Origin of the sequence: Phaeodactylibacter luteus (assembly GCF_007993045.1) — a bacterium.
Taxonomy (GTDB): Bacteria; Bacteroidota; Bacteroidia; order Chitinophagales; family Saprospiraceae; genus Phaeodactylibacter; species Phaeodactylibacter luteus.
In genome coordinates, this window is record NZ_VOOR01000026.1 from 59,643 (window position 1) to 82,030 (window position 22,388).

Here is a 22,388-nt window from a genome sequence, read left to right on the forward strand (position 1 = left end):
CCAGGCTATCAAAATCAGTAGGCGTGAACCAAAACGTCGCAGTCTTTTATGCTTTTCGGGCTTTATAGCTTGGCATCGGCCTAGCGCTGCGAAGGGGTGGCTGAAGGCCAGACCCGACGCCTGTAGGGCGAGGGGCCGAGCGGATAGCGAGCCCCGCAGCATAGCGGCACCTGCCCGCGGGCACATCCTTGCGGCAGGGGCAGGCCCCTATCCTTGCGGAAGGGGCAGGCCCCATCACATGGTGCAGGAGCAAGCCAAAAAAGCGACAATCTGGGGTGCGCCCAAATCAGGGATATGGAAAACCACGCTGCCTTTTCGATCGAGGCCACTAAAGATGACGATGCCGCTCTTATGCTGGCTGTCATAGATGAACACGGCAAGGTGCTCTGGGAGATTACAGGCGCCTATGCCACCCCGGGCATTTACAAAGCCTGGAAGCGTTTACCCTGGATCATCCGCGCTTTCCTGACACTGATAGTGTTCATCTTTGGCGGAGAGATAGAACTGGGAGGGGGAGCGCCCCGGCAGATCAAGCGGTGGGTATTGACGGATGCGAGCGGTAGAGAGGCTGCGGTATACCAAAGAGTGCACCGGGGGGTGAAAGCATTCCATGGCAAGAAGCTGATCGGGAAGATGATGTTTAAATCGCGGAAGTTCATTTGTGATTACGATGTGGAATTCCAGGGAAGGGCTTTGGGCAAAGTAGTGCCTTTGGGCATTGCGCACCAAAAGTTCGAAATCAGGGATGGGACAGAGGTGGTCGGCAGGGCGGAGAAGCTCCACTACGGACAGCCGGGCCGGAAGGATATGCAGCTGCGCCTGTCTCAACGCCATTTTGCGGCAGCGGATATGCCCGGGCTGCTGGGTATTATCCTGTTATGATGCCCATTGTAGATTGATTGTGAGGAGCAGCCTGTTGCGGCATGGAGCCTGGCTTCAGCTTGCAGGAGCTGCTTATTGAGCCCCTTTCCTTGGATATACTCCCTTCGGGCACAAAAAGTGATTTTTGACGTTTTATTTTTGCGCCTTACGGCGTTAAAAATGCTCACCGGCCTCACCGTGGGGCCCCTTTTCCCCACGCTTCGTGTAGGCTACGCCTGCGCTTTTTGCCTTGCAGGGCACAAAAATAAAAAATCGTCAAAATTTCACCTCTCGTGACCGAGGAGAGTATAATTTCCGGGTCAGGGGCTTTTTTTTTCTAGACAGGTTTAGCCCTTGTGGGCATTGCACTTATCTTTGGGCGTGTACGAATCCCTTACCACCAACACACCAAATAAACCAAGAATTATGAGCCGTATAGTGACCCTGGACGAATTCATCATCCGACGCCAAAAAGATTTCCCCTTTGCCAGTGGGGAGCTTACGGGCCTGCTCAGAGACATTGGGGTGGCGGCCAAAATCGTGAACCGGGAGGTCAATAAAGCCGGCCTGGTCAGCATTTTGGGCGAAGCCCGGACCGAAAATGCAACAGGAGACACCGTACAGAAGCTCGATCTTTACGCCAACGAAAAGCTGATCGACTGCCTGAAGAACAGCGGGGAATGCTGTGGCATTGCTTCCGAAGAGCTCGAAGACTTCATCCCCATTCAGTCGGTAGCATCCAAAACATCCAAATACGTCGTTGTCTTTGACCCCCTCGACGGCTCTTCCAATATCGACGTCAACGTATCCGTGGGCACTATTTTTGGCATATACCGGCGGCAAAGCCCTGAAGACGGCCCGGTACAGCTTGATGACTTCCTGCAAAAGGGGCTCGACTTAGTGGCAGCAGGCTATGTGCTCTATGGTACGTCTACCCTGCTTGTGTACACTACAGGGCGGGGCGTCAACGGTTTTACGCTTGACCCCACGATCGGGGAGTTTTGCCTGAGCCATACCGACATTCAGATCCCGGACCGGGGCAACTACTACTCTGTCAATCAGGGCTACTACCTGAAGTTTGATGTGGAAATGCGCCGTTATATCGACCACTGCTCAGACCTCAACCTGCGGTTGCGCTATATCGGCAGTATGGTATCGGACATCCACCGCATTCTTTTCCAGGGCGGTATTTTCCTTTACCCCAATACGCGCAAGTACCCGCAAGGCAAGCTCCGCCTCGTTTATGAGTGCAACCCGCTGGCCTATATCGTGGAGCAGGCTGGCGGCAAAGCCATCACTTGTCAGCTGGAGCGCATACTGGAGCTCCCGGTCAGCCACTTGCACCAACGAGCTACTATTGCTATTGGCTCGCCGGGCATGGTAGATGAAATGAAGGCCTTTGTAGAGCGTTACAGTGCTGCCCCTACCTTTGGCGGGTAGCACACGGGTTTGCGGTGTTGCCGGAATGCCTGTATATTGATGGGCTGTTAGCCGAGGTACGGTACTGGCTATACTGCTGTACGGTACAGGCTCTTTTCCTCAAAATGCCTTTGCTATATGCCTCCTCAACGCGGAATGGAACTGTCCTCTTCTTATCAGGAAGGCGGCCCTGCTCAGGGCCGCAACCACCTCCTGATCATTGGGATAGACGACTACCTGCACTGGCCCCGCCTGCACAATGCAGTGCGCGACGCCCGTACTTTCGCCGAGGCCCTCTGCAGGCATTATCAGTTTGAGGAAGCGGATGTGTTAAAGCTTTTCAACGAGGAAGCCACGGAGGGCGGTATCTATCAGGCTATCCGAGAGCTGAAGCGGCGGGTAGGCCCCAACGATAGCCTCATCGTTTACTTCTCTGGGCACGGCCACTACGACCGCGAGTTTGATGAAGGCTATTGGGTGCCTTACAATGGCGGCCGTGACGCCGAGGAGACCTACATCTCCAATGCCAATATCCTCAAGCGCATCAATGCGCTTGACGGGCACCACATCTTATTGATCGTGGACTCCTGCTTTTCGGGCTCCCTGCTCACCACTACCCGTAGCGCACAGGTAGACGAGCACTTCCCTTCCCGCAGGGTGTTGTGCTCCGGCAGGCTGGAAGCTGTATCCGACGGTGCGCCTGGCACCCACAGCCCTTTTGCACACCTGCTGATCGCCCGCTTGCGCGAGAATACAGCACCCGCCCTCGATACCACCACCCTCATTCAGCACATCAAAGCCCATATCGGCAAACAGTCGAAGCAGGCACCGGTAGACGGGAGGCTGCAGCACTCTGCCGACCGTGGCGGGGAGTTTATGTTCCACCTCAAGGTGGGCGAGGCCGATTACTGGGCGCGCATCAGCCAACAGGGGGGCATAGAAGGGTACGAACAGTACCTGAATACTTACCCGCAGGGAAAGTATGCAGCTGAAGCTGCCCGGCAGCTCTTGCTGCTGCGCGAGGATGCGGTCTGGGCCCGGGCCCGGCAGAACCACAATGAGCTGGCTTACCGGAATTACCTGCGGCAGTACGCAGGTACTGGCAAATACCTGCAAGCGGCGGAGGAACAGCTACAGGGCTTGGAAGCACAGCAGGAGGAAAGGCGAAAGGTATTGGAAAAGCTGGCACAGCAGGATGCTGAGCGGGAGGGGATTCAGCAAAAATTCCAACAGCTGGTTGATGAAGCGGAAGGGCTTTTCCAGCAAGAGCAGCTGGAGCCCGCAAGGGGCCGTTACCGGGAAAGCTTGCAGTACTATATGGATGGCTTCACCCCCTCGTATAGCTATATCGAAGAGCAGATCAACCTGTGTGCCAACGGGCTGGCTTTTTTACAGCACATCCAAAAGGGCAGGGAGGCAATGGGCAGGGGCAATCACCGCCTGGCCTTGCAGTACTTTCAGGAAGCTGCCCGACATGGCGACGACCCCAAACTGGAAGACCTGATCCGGGTATGCCGCCAAAAGCTTGGGCAACAGCAGGCCCGCCCGGAGCCGGAAAATCAACAGCAGGCGCGCGCATCTTCTTCAAGGGGGGCTGATGGCGCTAATGCTGCTAAAACTGGCCGGCTGATCCTTAAAATGATGGGGTGGGGCATAGGGGCCATAATCGTGCTGGCCCTCATCGGCATTTATTGGCCGGGAGAGGACCCCGCTTACCCTCCTGCAGCGTATACACCGCCGGGACAGGAAGCGCAGGGCCTGGGCGGCAGCCCCACCGAGGCTTTGCCTTCGTCCTACACAGCGCTGGTGGTCGGCAGCTGGAGCTTGGAGGATATCCTCATCAATGGCCAGCCTTACAGCTATGTCACCGGCGACTTTCTAAACTGGGAGCAGTACGGCTACACTTTTTATGCCAACGGGGCCGCCCTTTCCCGTACCCCTCAGGGCAATGAGCAACAGACTTACCGCATACAAGGGGATTACATCTACGTGCACTCGCCAATATGGGGCGGCAGCCCTGGCCTCATCCGGCAGCTCGACCGCCACCATATGAAGCTGTTGTTTTATATCCCCGATGGCATGGGCGGTACAATGGCCTATGAAGTCAGTTTCACCCGTTGATGCCCGATAGGGAGGGGCCTCCCCTCGCCTGAGGGCTCGGGGCCGCTATGCTTCGGGGCTCGCTTTTCGCTCGGCCCTGACGGGCTTGCCACCCCTCCGCAGCGCTAGTCCGGTGCCCATGTAGGGGCACACCACGGTTCAAGGGCCTGCTTGCAGCTTGTCCCTATTGCCGATCAATGTTTGATGAACCTGGATCACCCACTATTTTTCATTGAGCCCGCTAAACGCCAATTCAAGGGCTTAGCCAGAACCCTGCTGGCCAGCAGGCTGGCATAAGCCCTTGGTTGTTATGGCAAAACCGCTCCAGGCAAGCGTTAAGGACAGCACTCTTTTCCCCTTGCGCGCTCAATAATCCCTGAAGACCCGGTCTGCATTCCGGTTGAAGTTGTCCATGACATCTGTACCGCCGAAAGGGTCATTGCCCATCCGCTCGCCGGCCGGGGCATTGCGGTAGAGCTCTCTGAGCCAGCCCGGGTTGTTGCGCTCGCCTATAGCCGTGGAGTGCAGCAGCACAAAATCGCCCGGCGCCAGGGAAGGGTTGTAGAAAACGAATTTGACATTGTTCTGGTTGGTGGAAGGGAACTCATAGTAAGTCCAGACCTCGTAGGGTGGGGCAGAAGGCTCTGTGTCCCTCATTTCCGTATCATCAGGCTGGCCATATTTGAGGTAGTAATAGCCGCGGTCGGTTTCAAAACCATGGCGGAACCCAGAGTCGTAGAGGCCGTCTACCGCGCGGGCGACTTCCATGTACTTATCGTAAGCAAACTGAGGGTTGTTGGGCGATTGTTTGGCCCAATAGCTGAAGAGATAGCGGCGCTGCCCCTCCAAGTCTCCTTTTTTGATCAGGGTATTGACCGGCTCCACATCCGCTTGCGGCATGCGGGGCGTCAGGGCACGCAAGCTGTACTCAAGGGCTTCTTCATCCAGTGCCTGTACAAACTCTTCAGCTAGGTTGACCTCTACCAAATCGAGGGGCTTGTCTTCCAGGAAAGGGTTGCTGCGCTGGAAGAAGACCGATTTCCGGCTCAGCAGCTCCCGGCTGCGGTTGCGGGCTTCTACCGTAAGGGTGTAATTGCCGGAAGGCAGCTCCGTAATATCCATACCGATCAGCAGGGGGACCACTGCAGCCGGCTTCTGCCGTTTGTGCCCCGCCATAACAGGCTTAGGCTCTCCGTCAACCACCCGCTCTATGGCATAGCTGATGAGGAAATCTTCGCCAACCAAGCTGTCGGTATGGTAGATCTCATTGTAGAACAGCAGGCGGCTGGCGTGCCGGCTGTAAAAATTGTAAGGCAGGGGCTCCATCAGCAGGCCGTTTTTGACAAATGGGCTATTGTTGCCCTCTTCTGCCCGGTCGTAGCTGGCCAAGAGCTGCAGCCCCGATTGCCCCACCTGTTCTTCCGGGAAAGCGATTTGTATAGCTGTGCTGTATTCTTTGGCGTTGCCTTCCTCATTGAGGTCCTTTACCGCCACGACCAGCTGGTACTCCCCTTGCGGAAGCGCAAAGCGCTTGAGGTCCAGGAAGTCTATCCGGTTCTGGGTGAGGGGGCTGTTCAGGGCGTATTTGTCAAACTTGACGATCTCTTCCCCCTGCTTAAAGAGGATGACCACTTCCACACTGGCCTGGTAGAGGCTGTCCGGCATCTCTTTGAAAGCGACCGTCTGCCCTGAGATGTGCAGGTAGACCTCCACGTAAGGCTGCGCCTTGGGGTTGAAAAATGCGGCAAAGGAGACGCTGGCGTCAATGGCTTTGGCCTGGAAGCCCAAAAAAGTACAGGCGGCAAGGGTGAGTATCCAATGTTTCATACAGGTATGATTTCATTAAGGGATTTTCTTTAAAACGGAATATAGGGGGCAAGCGCATGATCGGAGCTCGTTCCTGTTGCAAAACAACGATTATGAACCTGATTTGCTCACTAAATTTTTGTTTAGCCCGCTAAGCTCAAATTCAGCGGCTTTGCCAGAGCCCTGCCGGCCATGCTTGCACAGCAGTCAGGCATTTTCCATAACGAGACTGCTCCAGGCAAGCGCAAAGGGCTGCAACCTCCTTCAAATAGCCTTATACTAAAGATAGCGGATTTTGCACACAATTGCTGCACAGGCGTTGCCAATCTGCAGTTTGGTTGTGCAAACGGCAATGGCCAGCTCGTTAAGCAGCTAACAAGAAGTGATCTGGCGTACGATCTTTTCAGAGTCCCGGTATATCGAAAGCAGTAGCCCCCCCGGCATATAGTTGTCGAAGCCTGGGAAATAAAGGCCTTTCCAGGGGCCTCGCCCGATGCAGCTGTCGGGGAGCCCATCCGCATTAAGGTGGCCGCTTTTGTAATTTGGCAGGAAGTGGTCGAGCCCTGCACGGTAGCCTGTGGCGAGTATGACGGCAGTGAAGGGCTGCTCCTGCCCATCTTCGAACAGCACGGCATTGGGGGTGAAAGCGGTAATGCCAGGGCGCACTTTGATTTTGCCAGCCTTGATTGCCGCCACCGTCCCGAGGTCGATGACAGGAGTGCGGCCGGCCTCCCGCAGTTGCCGGGCAGGGGCTACACTGGCTTTGGGCAGCCCGTACCGGCTTAGGTCGCCGAAAGCCAGCCATTGCACCTTGTTGCCGATCCAATCGCCTATGGCATCTGGCAGGCGGGCGAGCTTCAGGGCGGTCTCTTGCGTAGCCCGGCCCAGGAAATCACGGGGTACGATATTCACAGGGCTGCGCACTGCCAAGGTCACAGGGATGTGGTGTTCGGCCAGATCGAGGGCAATTTCTGCGCCAGTATTCCCCATGCCCACTACCAATACTTCATCATCGGCAAATGGGGCTGGGGTGTGGTATTCCCGGCTGTGGAGGATACGCCCGGTGAAGTCTTCCTGATCCTCGAACCAAGGCGTATAAGGGATGCGGTTGACCCCTGTGGCCAAGACCAAATGGGCGGCGTGGTATACCTTATGCCCGCTGCAGTATGCTGCCCATCCGCCAGGCATGGGCTCAATGTGCTGTAGGGCAGTGCCGAACTCTGGCACAAGGCCGAGCTCTTCAGCGTAGGACTCATAATAGGCCACGAGCATATCCCGTGGCACGTACTTGGGGTAGCTGTCTGGGAAAGGCCGGAAGGGGAGGTGGCTGTATGTTTTCACCGTATGCAAGTGCAGCCGGCCGTAGTGGTGGTGCCACCGGTGGGCGATCTCATGGCTCTGTTCTATAAGGTGGAAAGGCTGCCCCGCTGCCTTCAGCCTGGCCGCAACGGCCAGCCCTGCAGGCCCAGCCCCCACAATGAGTGTGCCTACCGCTTTGCCCATCCCTCCAGTCTTTGTATGCCCTCCCTGAGCAGCCCGGGAACGGGCGCTTTGCTGCCCTGCCGATAGTCATAAGTCACCATGACGGCATTGGCAATGGCTACCAATCGCTGATGCCGCTGACTGAACATACGGCAGTGCATGGCGAACCGGTCTTCCGAAAGCTCGGTCACCTGTATGCCCAAGTCTATGGTATCCGGATAGATCACAGGGAAGAGGTACTTGCAGTCTTGCTTGGCGAGGATGACACCCGGCAGTCCGGTGCCTTCTAGCACTATCGGGTAGCTCAAGTGGCTGAGATAAGCCACACGGGCATGCTCAAACCACTTGAGGTAAACGACGTTGTTGACGTGGCCCGCGGCGTCCATCTCGCCCCACTGCACCTCGATCTGCGCTTGTACCGGGAAAGCTCCGGCTGAGCTAAGCGGGTGTTCCATTGCTTTAGCGTTCTAGTTCGTATTCCATGAAATCAGCCCAGGCACGTAAATCGTTTACTACCCGCCGTAGCGCAGGCTGTTTGGGCTGTAGGGCCGTAAGTGCAGCGGTATAGCGGTTGCCCTTTGCGTCCTCGCAGCCCATCAATGGTATGCCGGAGCGAAACCCTAAGCATACGCCTACGGTCACTTTAGTTTTTTCCATGCTGTGAGGGCGTGGGCTGTCCATTACCGCTTTGAAGGGCAATGGGAGGTACTCTTCGAAATAATCCAGCCAGCGCTCTTCTACGCTGCCTGTGGGCGGCAGCAAGATGCTGAGGAGCCTTTCGTGCTGCGCTTTGGGCAGGATTTTTAGCCCATGTAAGTAGAGCAGCGTTTCATAGATCGCTTGCTCTTCTGCTTCACTGACCTTTCTTCCGGGTGTTGTTTTTGCCAGGAACCCTTCCTCTATGTCTATCAGTACGTTGAAATTTGGCCCGGTTTCAGTGATGTAGCTGGGGTCTATTTTGGAAAGGCTAGAGGCAGAGAGGCGGATGTAGTAAAGAGCTTCTTCGGTCTCTGCGTCGAGCAATGCCTTTGTGACTGTGCCTTTGAAGCCCTTGAAGTCTTGATAGGCCCCTGTCTCCCAATTGGTGATGATTTCAAAAGTAGATTTTAGCTTAACGGTAGTGCCCACAGGGAAGGCAGGCGAGGGGTTGGTGATATATAGCTCGTCGTCCTCGTCTTCGTCCTCTTCGTCCTCTTCTTCAAATAGGAGGTTGAACAGGTCGTATGGGTCTTCCGGTTGTGCCTGGAAAAATTTGAATAGAGTGTCAGAAATCACCCCTTCCTTATCGGTAAGGGCTAGGGCGTCTGCCATAATTTTTATGGGCTCCAATTCGCTTTTCAGCATTTGGATCTCGGGCAGTTCTTCGAATGTCATCCCACGCTTTTTCAGGTGCCTGCTGTCGGAGATCAGGTAGCCCAAGTCGCTCTCGCGGATGTTCTTGAGCTCTTGGCTCAACCGTTTTTTTTGTTGCTCGAGCATAGAGAGCTGCAGTTCCAGCTGCCGGATTTGGCTGTCGAGGGCATCTGTGCTGTGTGCTTCTTCATCTGAAGCAGGCCCTGCATCCTGCCAAAGCATCTCGAGCTCTAACAGCGTCTGTGCATCTCCAGCTTTGTAGGCTTCGTTGATCTGCTGTTGCAGGCGGTGGAACTCCTGCTCTTCGGCTTTGCTGCGGGCCCGGTCCGGATGGAACTGCTTGGAAAGCTTGAGGAAGGTTTTGCGGATGTCTTTTTGGGCTTCTTTTTCGGGTGCCACATACAGCTCTGCGAAGGGGTCATGGTTTTGTGCCTGTTCCTGCTCTCCCATTTCTTCGAAAAAAGCCTGCTCCCTTTCTTCTGCTTCCTGAATGACCCTTTCGCCCCCGGACACATCATCCAAGATTTCCAAGCATATCTGCTTTAGGAAAGCTTTGTCTTCACCTTTGAACCGGCGGTCTTTTATCAGCTTTTGAGCGAGCCTTTTGATTTTTCCGGTATGCTCGGTCAGCTCGGCATGAAGGTTGCCCATTACGGTTGAGACCTGCCGCTGCATATCGGTAAGCAGTGTTTTGTTGTTCTCCAAGCGGGTCTTGAGCGACTTTATGGTTGTCCTCACCTTTTTCAGGTCGGCCTCGAGCTGCTGTATCTGGTTTTCCTTAGCACGGGTCTCCGGGCTTTTGTCTATTTGCATGTCTTCATATCAATTTTGGGAGAGCCAAGTTATCTAAAAAATGCTCAATCAGAAAAGATGAGGCAGAGGTTAAATAACAAAAAGGACATTGTGCTTTTGTGGTAATTGTTTATCTTATGGGCGGAAAAAAATCAGCACAATTTGGAAAGGGGAAAAAACAAGCCGCCACAGTCCTGCGCCCCCCGCCGGTGGGATATGCTCAAGCAGCAGCTGAACAACCTTTCTCCTGAAGCTTTCCGCGAAAAGCTGCAGGGCGGCGGCCTGCTGCTCGATGTACGCCGGCCAGAGGAGTTCGCGCAGGGGCATCTGCCTGGCGCCATCAATATCGATTACCTCTCCTTCGATTTGTGGGAGCAGCTCCGGGCATTGCCGAGAGACAAGCCCATATTGGTCTACTGCCAAACGGAGCGGCGGGCGCTTAGGGTTTGTATGCTGTTGCAAAACGGGGGCTTCCCTGAGGTGCACAACCTCGATCTGGGGCTGAATGCCTGGCTCAAAACCTTTGGCCGCCTGGCCGGCAGCTGACTTTCGGCCAGGCAGCTTGTTGCCTTGGTGCAGGGCGGCCCCCCTTTCTGTGGCTTGCCTTTTTTGCGGATGGGCTGGAAGCCAAAATACCGCTCGTTTTGGGCACTTGCTATGGCAGCGGACTAGTGCCTCAAGCCATAAATCCTTGCCACCCCAAGTTTCGTTATTTTCCGCCTACTCTTCGTTAAAGAACCGCTCCTTTAGCTCGGGCTAAAGTCGCGAACCTTCGCCTTGATTAGCCGGAAAATAACTTCAACTTAAGTATCAGAGATTTATGACTTAAGGCACTAGCGCTGCGGAGGGGTGGCAAGCCCGATAGGGCCGAGCGGAAAGCGAGCCCCGCAGCATAGCGGCCCCGAGCCCTCAGGCGAGGGGAGGCCCCTAAAACATCCGTGGGGGCTTGTAATGTGGCCCAGTTTCTTCAGCCTGTTGATATTTATCACCCTGCAGGCATGATGAAGGTCAGTGTGCGGCGGGGAAAACCCCCTTTACTTTGTACCTGTAACCGAAAGGAAGCGAGCTGAACTGCTCAGCCCTTGTAGATCAAAAACCAAATCATACTTTTTGTCATGCAGTCTAAATTCAACAACCGCTGTCCGTGAAGGCTTTTTTTTGGCTTAAAACATGAACTAATGTTCATATTTCAATTTAAAAACTTCACCTCTCCACAATCTCGACTATCATGAAAGTAGAACAAATTTATACCGGATGTCTGGCAGAAGCCGCATACTATATCGAAAGCAAAGGCGAAGCCGTGATCATCGACCCCCTGCGCGAAACCGACCCTTACATTCAGCGCGCTGAATCGGACGGGGCGCGGATCAAGTACGTGCTGGAGACCCACTTCCACGCCGATTTCGTATCGGGCCACCTCGACTTGGCGAACAAGACTGGGGCCACTATCGTTTTTGGCCCTACAGCCAAGCCCAACTTTGATGCCCACATCGCCACAGATGGGGAGGTACTGAAAGTAGGGGATGTGACCATCAAGGTGCTGCACACTCCCGGCCACACTATGGAGTCTTCCACGTTCCTGCTCTACAACGAAGAGGGCCAAGAGTACGCCATCTTCACGGGCGATACCTTGTTCCTTGGCGATGTCGGCCGCCCCGACTTGGCTGTGAAGACGGACTTGACGCGCGAAGACCTGGCCGGCCACCTTTACGACAGCCTTCATGGCAAGATCATGCCTTTGTCCGATGATGTCATTGTATACCCTGGCCACGGTGCGGGCTCTGCCTGCGGCAAGAAGATGAGCTCTGAGACTTGGGGCTACCTGGGCGACCAGAAAAAGACCAACTATGCCCTGCAGCCCATGTCCCGCGAGGAGTTTGTCAAGGAAGTGACAGATGGCCTGGTGGCCCCTCCGCAGTACTTCCCCAAGAACGCCGTCATGAACAAGATGGGCTATGCTTCCATCGACGACGTGCTGGCCAAGGGCCTCAATGGGCTCAGCGTGCGCGCTTTCAAAGCGGCTTGGGCAGAAGAGGAAGCGTTGGTCATTGATACCCGTCATCAGGACGACTTTGCGAAAGGGTTCATCCCTGGCACCATTTTCATTGGCATAGACGACAACTTCGCGATGTGGGTAGGCGCACTCATTACCGACCTGCAGCAGCCTATCTTGATTGTGGCTGATGAGGGGCGCGAGAAAGAGGTGGTCACCCGCCTGGCCCGCGTTGGCTACGACAATCCTATCGGTTTCCTCAAAGGCGGTTTTGAAGCCTGGGCAGAAGCCGGGGAAGATGTGGACCGCATGGAAGAGATCTCTGCGGAAAGCCTGGCCTCCAAATACGAAGCGGAAGGCGTGAATATCCTGGATGTTCGCAAATCCAGCGAATACAACGCACAGCATGTCATTGGCGCACAAAACTTCCCGCTCGACTTTATCAATCAGAACATGAGCGAGGTGAGCCGAGACAAGCGCTACTTCCTGCACTGTGCAGGCGGTTACCGCTCTATGATCGCTGCGTCCATCCTGAAGTCGCGCGGCTATAACAACTTGGTCAACATCCAAGGCGGCTTCAAAGCGGTGGTGGAGACGGCCCTGCCGATGACGGAGTTCGAAGAGCAGATTACAGAGCTCTAGTGCCTCAAGGCATAAACCCTTGCCACCCCAAGTTTCGTTCTTTTCCGCCTACTCTTCGTTAAAGAACCGCTCCTTTAGCTCGGGCTAAAGTCGCGAACCTTCGCCTTGATTAGCCGGCAAATAACATCAACTTAAGTATCAGAGATTTATGACTTAAGGCACTAGGGTTTTGGAATTAGCATAGTATTGTTCGATTTTCACTGTATGATGAAGCAAGGGCGCCCTGTTCAAACGGGGCGCCCTTCTGCTTGTTAGAGCGTGTTTGGACTTTAGCAACCGGTCTGTCCCGCTAAGCTAGCGGGACACTTTTTCGCTTATACTTCGCCCCGAAACTTTGGCTAAGCTCCGGTTTTCGGGCCTCTGCTAATCAAAAAGGGCTATTTTTCGACTAGAAGACCAAAACCCCAACACGCTTTTAGTGCGCTTGGGCTGGGGCTGGCCGCTTGGGGCTTTTGCTACAAAAACGATCAGGGCAGGAGGAAAAGCCTGCCTTGCAGTGAGCCAAATGATTGGTGGTTTGTTTATCTTTACGCCGCAATTAAATTGGTAAACTATGGAGAATTTCCTCGCTTTTTTTGAAACCATGCCCGCTTGGCAAAAGTTAGCCTGGGTCTTTGCCTGCCTTTCCATCAGCTGGCTTTTGGAAGGGGCCGCCCCTCTCGTCAGCTTGAATTACAAAAAGTGGAAACACGCTAGTGTCAACTTGGTCTTCCTTTCGACCTCCCTTGTCATCAACCTCCTTTTTACTTTCGCCACTGCAGGAGTGTTCATTTGGGCAGCACAGGCCGAATTTGGGCTGCTCTACTGGATCAGCCTGCCTGTTTGGGCTGAGCTCCTGCTGGCAGTCATGTTGCTGGACTTTCTGGCACAGTACGTTGCTCATTATCTGCTGCACAAGGTGAAGTGGATGTGGAAATTCCACCTGGTCCACCACAGCGACACCAAAGTGGACGCTACGACGGGCACCCGCCACCACCCCGGCGATTATGTGATACGGGAGGTGTTCGCCCTGGCCGGTGTGGTCTTGTTCGGCATCCCCCTGGCCTATTACCTGTTTTATCGTATCGCTACGATACTGTTCACTTACCTTACGCATGCGAATATCACTGTGCCCCAATGGCTGGACAAGCCCTTGAGCTTGCTGTTTATCACGCCCAATATGCACAAGTTCCATCATCATTTTGAGCGCCCTTGGACAGACTCCAACTTTGGCAATATCTTTTCCCTTTGGGACCGTGCTTTTGGCACATTTGTTTATGACGACCCCCGCAAGGTCCGCTATGGGGTGGATGTGCTAGAGGACAGCTTGGACGAAAACCTGGCTTATCAGTTCAAAGTGCCCTTTGACAAAAGGGTGAAAACGGATTACTGACAGGGCATTGCGGATGCCAAACAAAGCCGGCCCCCAAGCGGTTAATGGAAGTATGAAAACATTACCATTCACCAATCAAGACCAGATGCCGGCCATTGGGCTGGGCACTTGGAAGTCTAAGCCGGGGGAAGTCCGCGATGCGGTTTACACGGCCATCGAAGCCGGCTACCGGCATATCGACTGCGCTCCTATTTATGGGAATGAAAAAGAAGTGGGGGAGGGGATCAGCAAGGCTATAGCTGATGGCCATGCCAAGCGCGAAGAGCTTTGGGTCACCTCCAAGCTTTGGAATTCTGCCCACCGCCGGAATGCTGTTTTGCCGGCTTTGCAGCAGACCCTCGCCGATTTGGGGCTGGAATACCTTGATCTTTACCTGATCCACTGGCCCGTTGCCCACAAAGACGGCGTGGTCAATCCTGCTAGCGGTAACGATTTTCTCAGCTTGGAGCAGCTGCCCATCTCAGAAACCTGGGAAGGTATGGAGGAGGCTGCCGGGCAGGGGCTTGCCCGCCACATTGGGGTATCCAATTTCCACTTGGGCCGGGTACAGGAGCTGGTCAATGGCAGCCGCATACCACCTGAAATGAACCAAGTGGAGCTCCACCCATTCCTGCCGCAGCAGCAATTGCTGGAGGGCTGCAGAAAGCTGGGCGTCCATCTGACGGCTTATTCCCCTTTGGGCTCTGGCGACCGGGCTACGGGCATGAAAGCGGCCGATGAGCCTTCCCTGCTCAGCCATACGCTGGTCAAAGAGATAGCCGAAATGCGGGGGGCGACGCCCGGGCAGGTGCTTATCCAATGGGCGGTACAGCGTGGCACTGCCGTTATCCCTAAGTCGGTCAACCCAGGGCGGATAAGGGAGAACCTCGCTGCTGCACAGGTGGGGCTGCAGCCTGAGGATGTAAAGCTCCTGGATCAGATCGGGCAGGCGTACCGTTTCATAGACGGGACGTTCTGGACGCGCGAAGGCAGCCCCTATACCTTGAAGGATCTTTGGGGCGAGTAGCCGGATTTTGTTATTTTGCCAGTATCCTAAACCACCAATCCAATTGAAGTAATGAGGTACGCATACGCACTCCTGTTCTTTTTGCTGTCCTTTATGGCGGCCGGGGCTCAGCCCGTAGAGCTGACTATTGCCAAGGAACGTTTGGCGAGCGAAGGGCTCAAGGCGGTTATGGTCAGCAATCAGTACGGTGTACTGCGCTATTTCGCTTTCGCCAAATCGTTGGAGCGGGACTCCAATTTTACCTTCAGCGTCCGCAGGCGGATCGGGGAACAGCTGGCCCTGACTTTCGTCAATGAGGTGGAGGATGGAGGGTACTACAGCTTCCGCAATACGACCTATGCTAATCTGCAAGACGGAGCGGTCATTGGGCAGCCATCGCCCTTTATGACAGATGCAACGACCTATCGGCCAGTGGAAGTCAACATAGCAGGCGTAGAGGGCGTGGAGGAGTTTACCATGTTCGGCCCGCAAGGGCGGCGCCCAGAGTACAGGGTCAATAAGGGCATACTGCGGATTAGGGGCTTTCAAGCCGACTCTACGGGTTTGTTCATGGCGATGCGCTTCCCTGGCGAGCAGCGTTTCCGCCACTTCGTGAGCAATATGACCGCCGACAATCAGTTCAGCCTCTCTACAGAAGGGCTGGGGGAGGCGGTACTCAGGGGGCGTATGGGCCTGCCGGCCAAAGCCGAATGGAAGGGTACAATACGGGGCTGGAAAAATGGGCAGCCATTTTACCTCTACAACAGTGCTCAACAATCTCGAGGCGCCACCGATACGGTGGATTATCTGTTGCCGGGCGGCGTGAACTTCGATTCCATTACTTATTTTCTGGCTGGGCTGGAAGATGCCGGTATGGCTTTTTATGGCTCAGCTGCGGCTAACCTGCCTTCGCACATTGATGGGTTCCCGTTCGAGCCTGGTTTTGAGTCTGTGGAAAGCAAGGGGTTCCGTTTTTCCACGGCTGCAGAAAAAGGCGGCTTTTTCGCCATTTCCTACTACTATAGTATGGGCGAGGGCAAGCCTCTTCCCTCTTGGCATATCTGGGGGGAGCTGCCCAAAGAAGGGGACGTGGATTTTATACTGCCTGACCTCCCCGTGGAGCTCTATGAAATGCTCCCTGAGCTGGAGGAGGTGGCCCGGCCTATTGCGGTCGACAAAAACAGCTTCCGGCTTTCGCGCGAACCGTCCGGCTATCAGTTTGGCTTGGCCCCTGCTGCTTTGGAAGACTTGGCTTTCCGCCTGCACAATGGCCTTCAGGCCCGCCGGAGCCTCAAAATGCTTGTAGAGCAATAAGGGCGTAAACCAAAATGCCGCAGGCGTTCATCCTTTTCGGGCTCTAGTGCCTCAAGCCATAAATCCTTGCCACCCCAAGTTTCATTCTTTTCCGCCAACTCTTCGTTAAAGAACCGCTCCTTTAGCTCGGGCTAAAGTCGCGAACCTTCGCCTTGATTTGCCGGAAAACAACTTCAACTTAAGTATCAGAGATTTATGGCTTAAGGCACTAGCCTGGCATTGGCCTAGCGCTGCGAAGGGGTGGCAAGCCCGTCAGGGCCGAGCGGACAGCGAGCCCCGTAGCATAGCGGCACCTGCCCTCAGGCAGGGGCAGGCCCCTATCCCGCGAAGCAAGCTGGGCAGTCCAAAGAAAAAACGAGAATCTGGTTGGCGCCCGGACAATAACCGCTCTCCTCGGCAGTAAAGCTGCGCCCCCGAGCTCTACTGTTTTGCCCGGCATTTGCTGTTGCTGTGCGCTCGTCTAGAAGGTTTTGGCAACGGCCTGCTCAACTACTTTGCAGGTCAAGGTGTTACCTTGGGTCGAACATTGCCCTGCAAAAGGCAGCAAACAACCTTTTATGCCAACATCCGATACTACTGTGAATACGCCCGTTTTCCGCGAAGTGCCTAGCGACCCCATTGGGGTAAAAGTGGCCACCTTGCGCAACGGCCTAACCGTTTACCTGTCGGTAAATGACAATGAGCCAAGGGTTTATACCAATATTGTAGTCCGGTCAGGCTCTAAGCAAGACCCTGCTGATGCAACTGGGCTGGCCCACTACATGGAGCATATGCTCTTCAAGGGCACTAGCCGCATTGGTGCCCTCGATTGGGAGCAGGAGTCGGTATACCTCGAAAAAATTGCCGACCTGTACGAGGCGCACCGGCAAACTCAGGAAGCGGAAGAGCGCAGCCGCATCTATGCGGAAATCGACCGCCTATCCAATGAGGCGGCCCGCCTTGTGGCCCCCAATGAGTACGACCTGCTTGCGGGCGCTATCGGCGCCAAGCATACCAACGCCTATACCTGGGTAGATCAGACCGTTTATGTCAATGATGTGCCGGCCAATGAACTGGAGCGGTGGATGAAGCTGGAGTCCGAGCGCTTCCGGATGATGGCCTTGCGCTTGTTCCACACCGAGCTGGAAACGGTATACGAGGAGTTCAACATTGGCCAGGACCAGGATGCCCGCAAAGTGAACCGGGCCATCAGGGAGGTGCTGTTCCCCACTCACCCTTACGGCACGCAGACGACCATAGGCACTGCCAGCCATTTGCGCAACCCTTCGCAACGGAAAATACAAGAATACTTCCGCACTTATTATGTGCCCAATAATATGGCGCTGATCCTTTCCGGAGATTTTGACCCCGAAGAGGTCATGGCCTTGGCCGAGCGCTATTTCGGCAGTTTTGAGCCTGCAGCCCTCCCTCCGTTCTCTTTTGATGCTCAGCCTCAGCCCGAGGCTCCGGTATACCGGGAAGTGTACGGGCAGGAAGCCGCTTTTGTAGACATTGCCTGGCGCTTGGAAGGGGCTGCTACTGACGACCCCATGATGCTCACCCTCGTGCAGAGCCTGCTGAGCAACTACCAAGCTGGCCTGATGGACCTCAACCTCAATCAGCGGCAGCAGGTCTTGGATGCGAGCGCATGGGCTTGGTATTATCAAGACTTTTCCGTGCTGGGCCTGGCTGCCCGCCCGCGCGAAGGGCAAAGCATGGAAGCGGTAGAACAGCTGCTGCTGGGAGAGGTCGAGCGGCTGAAGAAGGGCGAATTCGACGCTTGGATGATAGAAGCTGCTGTCAAAGACCTGCGCCTGCGGGAAGTCAAGAGCTTTGAGCAGAACCGGGGGCGGGTGGATATGATGTCGCAGGCCTTCATCCTGGGCATAGACTGGGCCCGTATGACCAACCGCTACGACTGGTGGGCAGCGGTTTCCAAGGAAGACATCATGGCGTTTGCCCGTGAGCGCTTGGGCGCCAACCGGGTGGTGGTTTATAAAAAAGAGGGCGAAGACCCTAATGTGCTCAAAGTAGAAAAGCCGGCCATCACTTCTGTGGAATTGCAGCGCGGGCAGCTTTCAGCGTATGCCCAAGAATTCCTCTCAGCAGAGCCCGAGCCGATCGCCCCGGTCTTTGCCGATTTCCCCGCCCATATCCATCGGCAGGAGCTGCAGCCCGGGCTTGAGCTGGCTTGTGTACGGAATACAGAAAACGAGCTTTTCCGCCTTGATTACGTTTATGAAATCAATAAGCAGTGCGACCCCCGTTTGGCCATGGCCTTGGGCTATTTGCCCTACCTTGGCACTTCCCGCTACAGCGCAGCGGAGCTGCAGCGGCAGTTCTTCCGACTGGGCTTGTCTTTTGACGTGCACGTCAATGATGACTATACTTATCTGACGGTGAGCGGGCTGAGCGAATCTATGGAGGAAGGGATGCACCTGATGGAGCATGTCCTGATGGACGTACAGCCCGACGAATCAGCCCTGCAAAATATGATAGGGGATATTCTGAAGCGCCGGGCGGACGCCAAACAGAACCGCAATTTCGTATTGCGGCGCGCGCTGGGCAGCTATGCCCGTTATGGGGCCGACTCTCCCTTTCAGAACCGCGTACCTGAAGCTCAGCTGAGGCAGCTGCAGGCCGATGAGCTCATCAGCCTGCTGAAATCCTTGCAGGGCTATAAGCATACCGTACACTATTACGGGCCCGAGGCAGCAGAGCAGGTGGCCAAGTGGGTGGGGCAGATCCATCATAGGGCTTCAGCCTTGAAGGAGGTACCCCGAGCGCGGTCCTTCAAGCAGCTGCCGACTCTTCAAAATGAAGTGCTCTTTGTAGACTTCCCCATTGTACAGGCTGATGTGATGCTCATTTCTCGTGGCACCCCGCGTTTTGACCTTGGGGAGTTTCAGCTGAGCGAGTGGTACAACGAATATTTCGGCTACGGCCTGTCTTCGGTGGTCTTTCAAGAGATCCGGGAATCCCGTGCGCTGGCTTACTCTGCTTTTGCCTACTACAGCTCTCCCGACCGGGCCGATCAGGCGCATTACCTGCAAGCCTACCTTGGCACACAGCCCGATAAGCTGGTCGAAGCCATACCTGCCCTCAGCGGTATACTGAAGGATATGCCGGTGGTGCCGGGGCAGGCAGAGCACGCTCGGCTGTCCATCCTCCGCCGTATCGAGAGCGAGCGCATCACCAAAGGGCGGTACTTTTGGGAAGCCTTGTCTGCTCAGCGGCTTGGGCTGGAAGAAGACCCTCGGTCTGGGCTATATCAGCGGCTGTCGGCCGCCGCACTGCCCGACTTGGAAGCGTTTCATGCCGCCCATGTTGCGGGCCGGTCGTTCAGATACGCTGTTTTGGGCAGCAAAGAGCGGATGCCAATGGCCGAGCTCGCCAAGATCGGCCCTGTGCACGAGCTCAGCCTGGACGAAGTATTTGGGTATTGAGGCGGGCAATCTTTTGCTCGTGCTTCGCCTCGAAAACCCTCATTTGACTCAGGCTCAACGCTGTTTCCCGGGTTTTTTATAACTCCAAAAATGGCTGGGGCCGTTACCGGGTTGCCTTTTTGGGGGCCTGCCCCTGCCGAGAGGCAGGCGCCGCTATGCTACGGGGCTCGCTGTCCGCTCGGCCCCTCGCCCTTCAGGCGTCGGGTCTGGCCTTCGGCCCCCCCTGCGCAGCGCTAGTGCCTTAAGCCATAAATCCTTGACACCCCAAGTTTCGTACTTTTCCGCCTACTCTTCGTTAAAGAACCGCTCCTTTAGCTCGGGCTAAAGTCGCGAACCTTCGCCTTGATTAGCCGGAAAATAACTTCAACTTAAGTATCAGAGATTTATGACTTAAGGCACTAGGCCGGCGCCAAGGGATAGCACTTCCCCACCGAGCCGCCGCCTTGGCCCACCGCCGGGCTGTGTTTTTCTATTGGCATGCAGGCAGCATTGTGGCCTTTTTTGTATATTGTACCATTGTCTGGGCTACAGCATGGCGCGCCGGGCCCTGCAAGCAGGTAGGCTCAGCCTAGGGCAAAGTGGGAAAAAGAACGACAAATTGGGGGGAAAGTGCGTGTATTAGCGAGTTACAGGGCATAAAAAATAAAAGAATGGGACATTGGGGACCGGCAATATTTTCAAATGACACGAGTGCAGATATTAAAGATGAATTCAATTCGCTCTTTAATAAGGAAACCCCAATTGATAAAATAAAAGAACAAATAATAAGCTCTTTCAAAGAGGGCGAAAATTTGGAGGAAAATACAGATTTATGGTTGTCGTTAAGTTTTTTGATGTGGCAAGTAGGCTATGAAGATGATGAAGTCAAGAAAAAAGCATTTAAAATTATTGATAACGGAATAGACTTAAAAGTTTGGAAGGAATCTGACGCTGACAAACAAACACTTAGTAAAAGACGAAAAAAATTAAGTGAACTTAGAGATAAAATTTCAAATCATAACCCTCAACCTCGTAAGCCCAGAATTAGAAAGCCACCAAAGTCTAAATTCAATAAAGGTGATTGCTATGCCTACCCTTTAAAAAATGGAAATTATACAGGCATTGTTATTTTAGAAGAAATTTTAGACCCAGAATATTACTTTGTACTGATTGCTCAAACAAATGTCAATTTGAATAGATTGCCAACATTGGATGAAATAATAGAATCGGACATTCTAATAGAACAACCTCATCAAGGATTGAATTCAAATCACCGTAAATCAATAAGTAGTTATACGAACTCTAAGTACAAGGAGATTGTCAAAACATTTGAAAAAATCGGTACAGTTGAAATAAAAGATGATTTCTCTAAGAACTACTTGAGTTTTGGAGCTGCTCCTTGGAACTTTTTAGTTGACCGAGCAAACGAATATTTAGTTGATGGAAAAGAATCTCCCAAAGTGAAATGGAAAACAAAAAACTATATAAAGATGAAAAATACGCAAAAGAAGAATTCAATTTGGAATATATTTAAAAAGAAGAAAAAATAGAATACGCCCTGTAACAAAGTGTACCTGTCCATCCCGCCTAAACGGCGGCACGGCAGGTACACAGACCGTTAGCGGGCAATTTGGTGAAATCGAATAAAATTATATGTTTAAATAACTGGTAATCAAGTTTCAGTTGGTTAATTAAGGATTGTTGATATAGAGACCTAACTGGAATTCAACTAAATTGATCTGAAAACCTTATCTTGTTAGAACCGATTTATGGGAACTCTGAATAACAGAGAAATGTACTGATAAAAAAGATAGAAGATGGAATACATTTTTGAGAGAATAACTGTAGATGACGAACTGTGCAATGGTAAACCTACGATAAGAGGATTGAGGGTTACGGCTCAGACGATTTTGGAGTTTCTATTTAATGGGAGTACAGAAGAAGAAATACTAGAGCAATATCCGGTTCTGGTCAAAGAAGATATAGAAGCATGCAAGAAGTTTGCCTTAGAAATGATGAATAAAAATTACCGGATAAAAGATATAGCAGCCTGATAGAAAGATATGCCGAAATATTTGATAGATGTAAATTTGCCCTACTATTTTGGGTTATGGAATAGCGAAGAATATGTACATCAAATTGACATTGATGCTGCAATGAAGGATAAGGAAATATGGGATTATGCGAAAGAGCATGAATTAACGATAATTACAAAAGATAGCGATTTTTCAAACCGGATAATGTTTAAAGAGCCTCCACCAAAAGTAATCCATATCCGATTTGGCAATATGAGCATGAAAGAATTCCATAAAACGGTAAAAGAAGCATGGGTTGGAGTTATTGAAATGAACAAGGATTACAAATTGGTAAATGTGTACAAAGATAAGATAGAAGGAATCAAGTAAATAAACTGCCTGCAACAATAGCTACATGCCATGCCGGTGAAAATCTTCGAGAGGAAAATTGAGATGGAAAAGCCGCTGCGCTAGTATTTGTAAAATGAGACGAAAATGGTAAATTTAGAGTCCGGCACGTCACGTAGCCGGGCCGTTGGGTGCCATATGTAAAAAACCAGCAATTCTCAATTTGATAAATTATCCCTGTGCGCCCAATGATTTCGTACCTTTCACTGATGAAAAAAAGAAGACAAGAGGGCTTGGGGCCTGGGAGTTTTGACAGGCTCTATAGAGAGGTGCTGGCCCCATTGTTCAAGAGCATGGCCGATGTCCGTGCGAGCAATACGAGCTACAGTATGAGCGATGCGCTGAAGTGCGGGTTTGCGATCTTCTCGCTGAAGTGCGCATCCTTGTTCGCGTTCCGTCAGCGCAGCCAGGCAGAGGACAGCAATCTCGGCACGGTCTATGA

17 protein-coding genes are annotated in these 22,388 nt (G+C 53.4%); 13 read left to right on the plus strand and 4 right to left on the minus strand.

The features are described from left to right. The first annotated feature begins 294 nt into the window (after positions 1-294). The 3 genes from FRY97_RS13050 (at position 295) to FRY97_RS13060 (ending at position 4,401) form a co-directional block, all read left to right on the plus strand. Entirely contained in the window at positions 295-882 is a 588-nt protein-coding gene (locus tag FRY97_RS13050) for a hypothetical protein (RefSeq protein ID WP_147167986.1), read from the plus strand. Between the two features lie 405 nt (positions 883-1,287). Further along, positions 1,288-2,301, plus strand: a complete 1,014-nt coding sequence (gene fbp, locus FRY97_RS13055; protein ID WP_147167987.1) for a class 1 fructose-bisphosphatase — start codon at positions 1,288-1,290, stop codon at positions 2,299-2,301. A gap of 117 nt (positions 2,302-2,418) precedes the next feature. After that, positions 2,419-4,401, plus strand: a complete 1,983-nt coding sequence (locus FRY97_RS13060) for a caspase family protein (RefSeq protein ID WP_147167988.1) — start codon at positions 2,419-2,421, stop codon at positions 4,399-4,401. A 345-nt stretch (positions 4,402-4,746) separates the two neighbouring features. Here FRY97_RS13060 and FRY97_RS13065 read toward each other — a convergent pair whose 3' ends face one another. From FRY97_RS13065 to FRY97_RS13080, 4 genes are all read right to left on the minus strand, one after another. Then, positions 4,747-6,207 carry a GWxTD domain-containing protein gene (locus FRY97_RS13065; RefSeq protein ID WP_147167989.1) on the minus strand — a complete coding sequence of 487 codons (1,461 nt, stop codon included), beginning with the start codon at positions 6,205-6,207 and terminating at the stop codon, positions 4,747-4,749. Between the two features lie 351 nt (positions 6,208-6,558). Further along, positions 6,559-7,689: a flavin-containing monooxygenase gene (locus FRY97_RS13070; RefSeq protein WP_147167990.1), complete on the minus strand. Its 1,131-nt coding sequence runs from the start codon at positions 7,687-7,689 to the stop codon at positions 6,559-6,561. Further along, positions 7,674-8,123, minus strand: a complete 450-nt coding sequence (locus tag FRY97_RS13075; RefSeq protein ID WP_147167991.1) for an acyl-CoA thioesterase — start codon at positions 8,121-8,123, stop codon at positions 7,674-7,676. The genes FRY97_RS13070 and FRY97_RS13075 overlap by 16 nt, the downstream gene beginning before the upstream one ends. Before the next feature lie 4 nt (positions 8,124-8,127). Continuing rightward, positions 8,128-9,834 carry a coiled-coil domain-containing protein gene (locus FRY97_RS13080; protein ID WP_147167992.1) on the minus strand — a complete coding sequence of 569 codons (1,707 nt, stop codon included), beginning with the start codon at positions 9,832-9,834 and terminating at the stop codon, positions 8,128-8,130. A gap of 141 nt (positions 9,835-9,975) precedes the next feature. Here FRY97_RS13080 and FRY97_RS13085 point away from each other — a divergent pair, with 141 nt between their 5' ends. The 10 genes from FRY97_RS13085 to FRY97_RS13130 form a co-directional block, all read left to right on the plus strand. Then, positions 9,976-10,359: a rhodanese-like domain-containing protein gene (locus tag FRY97_RS13085; protein ID WP_147167993.1), complete on the plus strand. Its 384-nt coding sequence runs from the start codon at positions 9,976-9,978 to the stop codon at positions 10,357-10,359. Between the two features lie 682 nt (positions 10,360-11,041). Next, a complete protein-coding gene (locus FRY97_RS13090; RefSeq protein ID WP_147167994.1) occupies positions 11,042-12,448 on the plus strand; it encodes an MBL fold metallo-hydrolase in 1,407 nt (468 codons plus the stop codon). Between the two features lie 553 nt (positions 12,449-13,001). After that, entirely contained in the window at positions 13,002-13,820 is an 819-nt protein-coding gene (locus FRY97_RS13095) for a sterol desaturase family protein (protein ID WP_147167995.1), read from the plus strand. A 52-nt stretch (positions 13,821-13,872) separates the two neighbouring features. After that, on the plus strand, positions 13,873-14,826 hold the full coding sequence (locus FRY97_RS13100) for an aldo/keto reductase (RefSeq protein ID WP_147167996.1): 954 nt from the start codon (positions 13,873-13,875) through the stop codon (positions 14,824-14,826). Between the two features lie 51 nt (positions 14,827-14,877). Beyond that, complete coding sequence (locus FRY97_RS13105) at positions 14,878-16,119, plus strand: hypothetical protein (protein ID WP_147167997.1); 1,242 nt, start codon at positions 14,878-14,880, stop codon at positions 16,117-16,119. Between the two features lie 557 nt (positions 16,120-16,676). Further along, positions 16,677-19,544, plus strand: coding sequence for a M16 family metallopeptidase (locus tag FRY97_RS13110; RefSeq protein ID WP_147167998.1), 2,868 nt, complete (start codon positions 16,677-16,679; stop codon positions 19,542-19,544). 578 nt (positions 19,545-20,122) lie between these two features. After that, positions 20,123-21,073 carry a hypothetical protein gene (locus FRY97_RS13115; protein ID WP_147167999.1) on the plus strand — a complete coding sequence of 317 codons (951 nt, stop codon included), beginning with the start codon at positions 20,123-20,125 and terminating at the stop codon, positions 21,071-21,073. A gap of 267 nt (positions 21,074-21,340) precedes the next feature. Further along, complete coding sequence (locus FRY97_RS13120) at positions 21,341-21,577, plus strand: DUF433 domain-containing protein (RefSeq protein WP_147168000.1); 237 nt, start codon at positions 21,341-21,343, stop codon at positions 21,575-21,577. Between the two features lie 9 nt (positions 21,578-21,586). Continuing rightward, positions 21,587-21,928 carry a DUF5615 family PIN-like protein gene (locus FRY97_RS13125; RefSeq protein ID WP_147168001.1) on the plus strand — a complete coding sequence of 114 codons (342 nt, stop codon included), beginning with the start codon at positions 21,587-21,589 and terminating at the stop codon, positions 21,926-21,928. Between the two features lie 227 nt (positions 21,929-22,155). Continuing rightward, on the plus strand, positions 22,156-22,388 hold a 233-nt coding region (locus tag FRY97_RS13130), incomplete at its 3' end, for a hypothetical protein (protein WP_211356866.1).

What these genes read in the sequence shown, in the direction of transcription:
- FRY97_RS13050 (WP_147167986.1), top strand. Translation starts at nt 295, where the DNA reads ATGGAAAACCACGCTGCCTTTTCGATCGAGGCCACTAAAGATGACGAT.
- fbp (WP_147167987.1), top strand. Translation starts at nt 1,288, where the DNA reads ATGAGCCGTATAGTGACCCTGGACGAATTCATCATCCGACGCCAAAAA.
- FRY97_RS13060 (WP_147167988.1), top strand. Translation starts at nt 2,419, where the DNA reads ATGCCTCCTCAACGCGGAATGGAACTGTCCTCTTCTTATCAGGAAGGC.
- FRY97_RS13065 (WP_147167989.1), bottom strand. Translation starts at nt 6,207, where the DNA reads ATGAAACATTGGATACTCACCCTTGCCGCCTGTACTTTTTTGGGCTTC.
- FRY97_RS13070 (WP_147167990.1), bottom strand. Translation starts at nt 7,689, where the DNA reads ATGGGCAAAGCGGTAGGCACACTCATTGTGGGGGCTGGGCCTGCAGGG.
- FRY97_RS13075 (WP_147167991.1), bottom strand. Translation starts at nt 8,123, where the DNA reads ATGGAACACCCGCTTAGCTCAGCCGGAGCTTTCCCGGTACAAGCGCAG.
- FRY97_RS13080 (WP_147167992.1), bottom strand. Translation starts at nt 9,834, where the DNA reads ATGCAAATAGACAAAAGCCCGGAGACCCGTGCTAAGGAAAACCAGATA.
- FRY97_RS13090 (WP_147167994.1), top strand. Translation starts at nt 11,042, where the DNA reads ATGAAAGTAGAACAAATTTATACCGGATGTCTGGCAGAAGCCGCATAC.
- FRY97_RS13095 (WP_147167995.1), top strand. Translation starts at nt 13,002, where the DNA reads ATGGAGAATTTCCTCGCTTTTTTTGAAACCATGCCCGCTTGGCAAAAG.
- FRY97_RS13100 (WP_147167996.1), top strand. Translation starts at nt 13,873, where the DNA reads ATGAAAACATTACCATTCACCAATCAAGACCAGATGCCGGCCATTGGG.
- FRY97_RS13105 (WP_147167997.1), top strand. Translation starts at nt 14,878, where the DNA reads ATGAGGTACGCATACGCACTCCTGTTCTTTTTGCTGTCCTTTATGGCG.
- FRY97_RS13110 (WP_147167998.1), top strand. Translation starts at nt 16,677, where the DNA reads ATGCCAACATCCGATACTACTGTGAATACGCCCGTTTTCCGCGAAGTG.
- FRY97_RS13120 (WP_147168000.1), top strand. Translation starts at nt 21,341, where the DNA reads ATGGAATACATTTTTGAGAGAATAACTGTAGATGACGAACTGTGCAAT.
- FRY97_RS13125 (WP_147168001.1), top strand. Translation starts at nt 21,587, where the DNA reads ATGCCGAAATATTTGATAGATGTAAATTTGCCCTACTATTTTGGGTTA.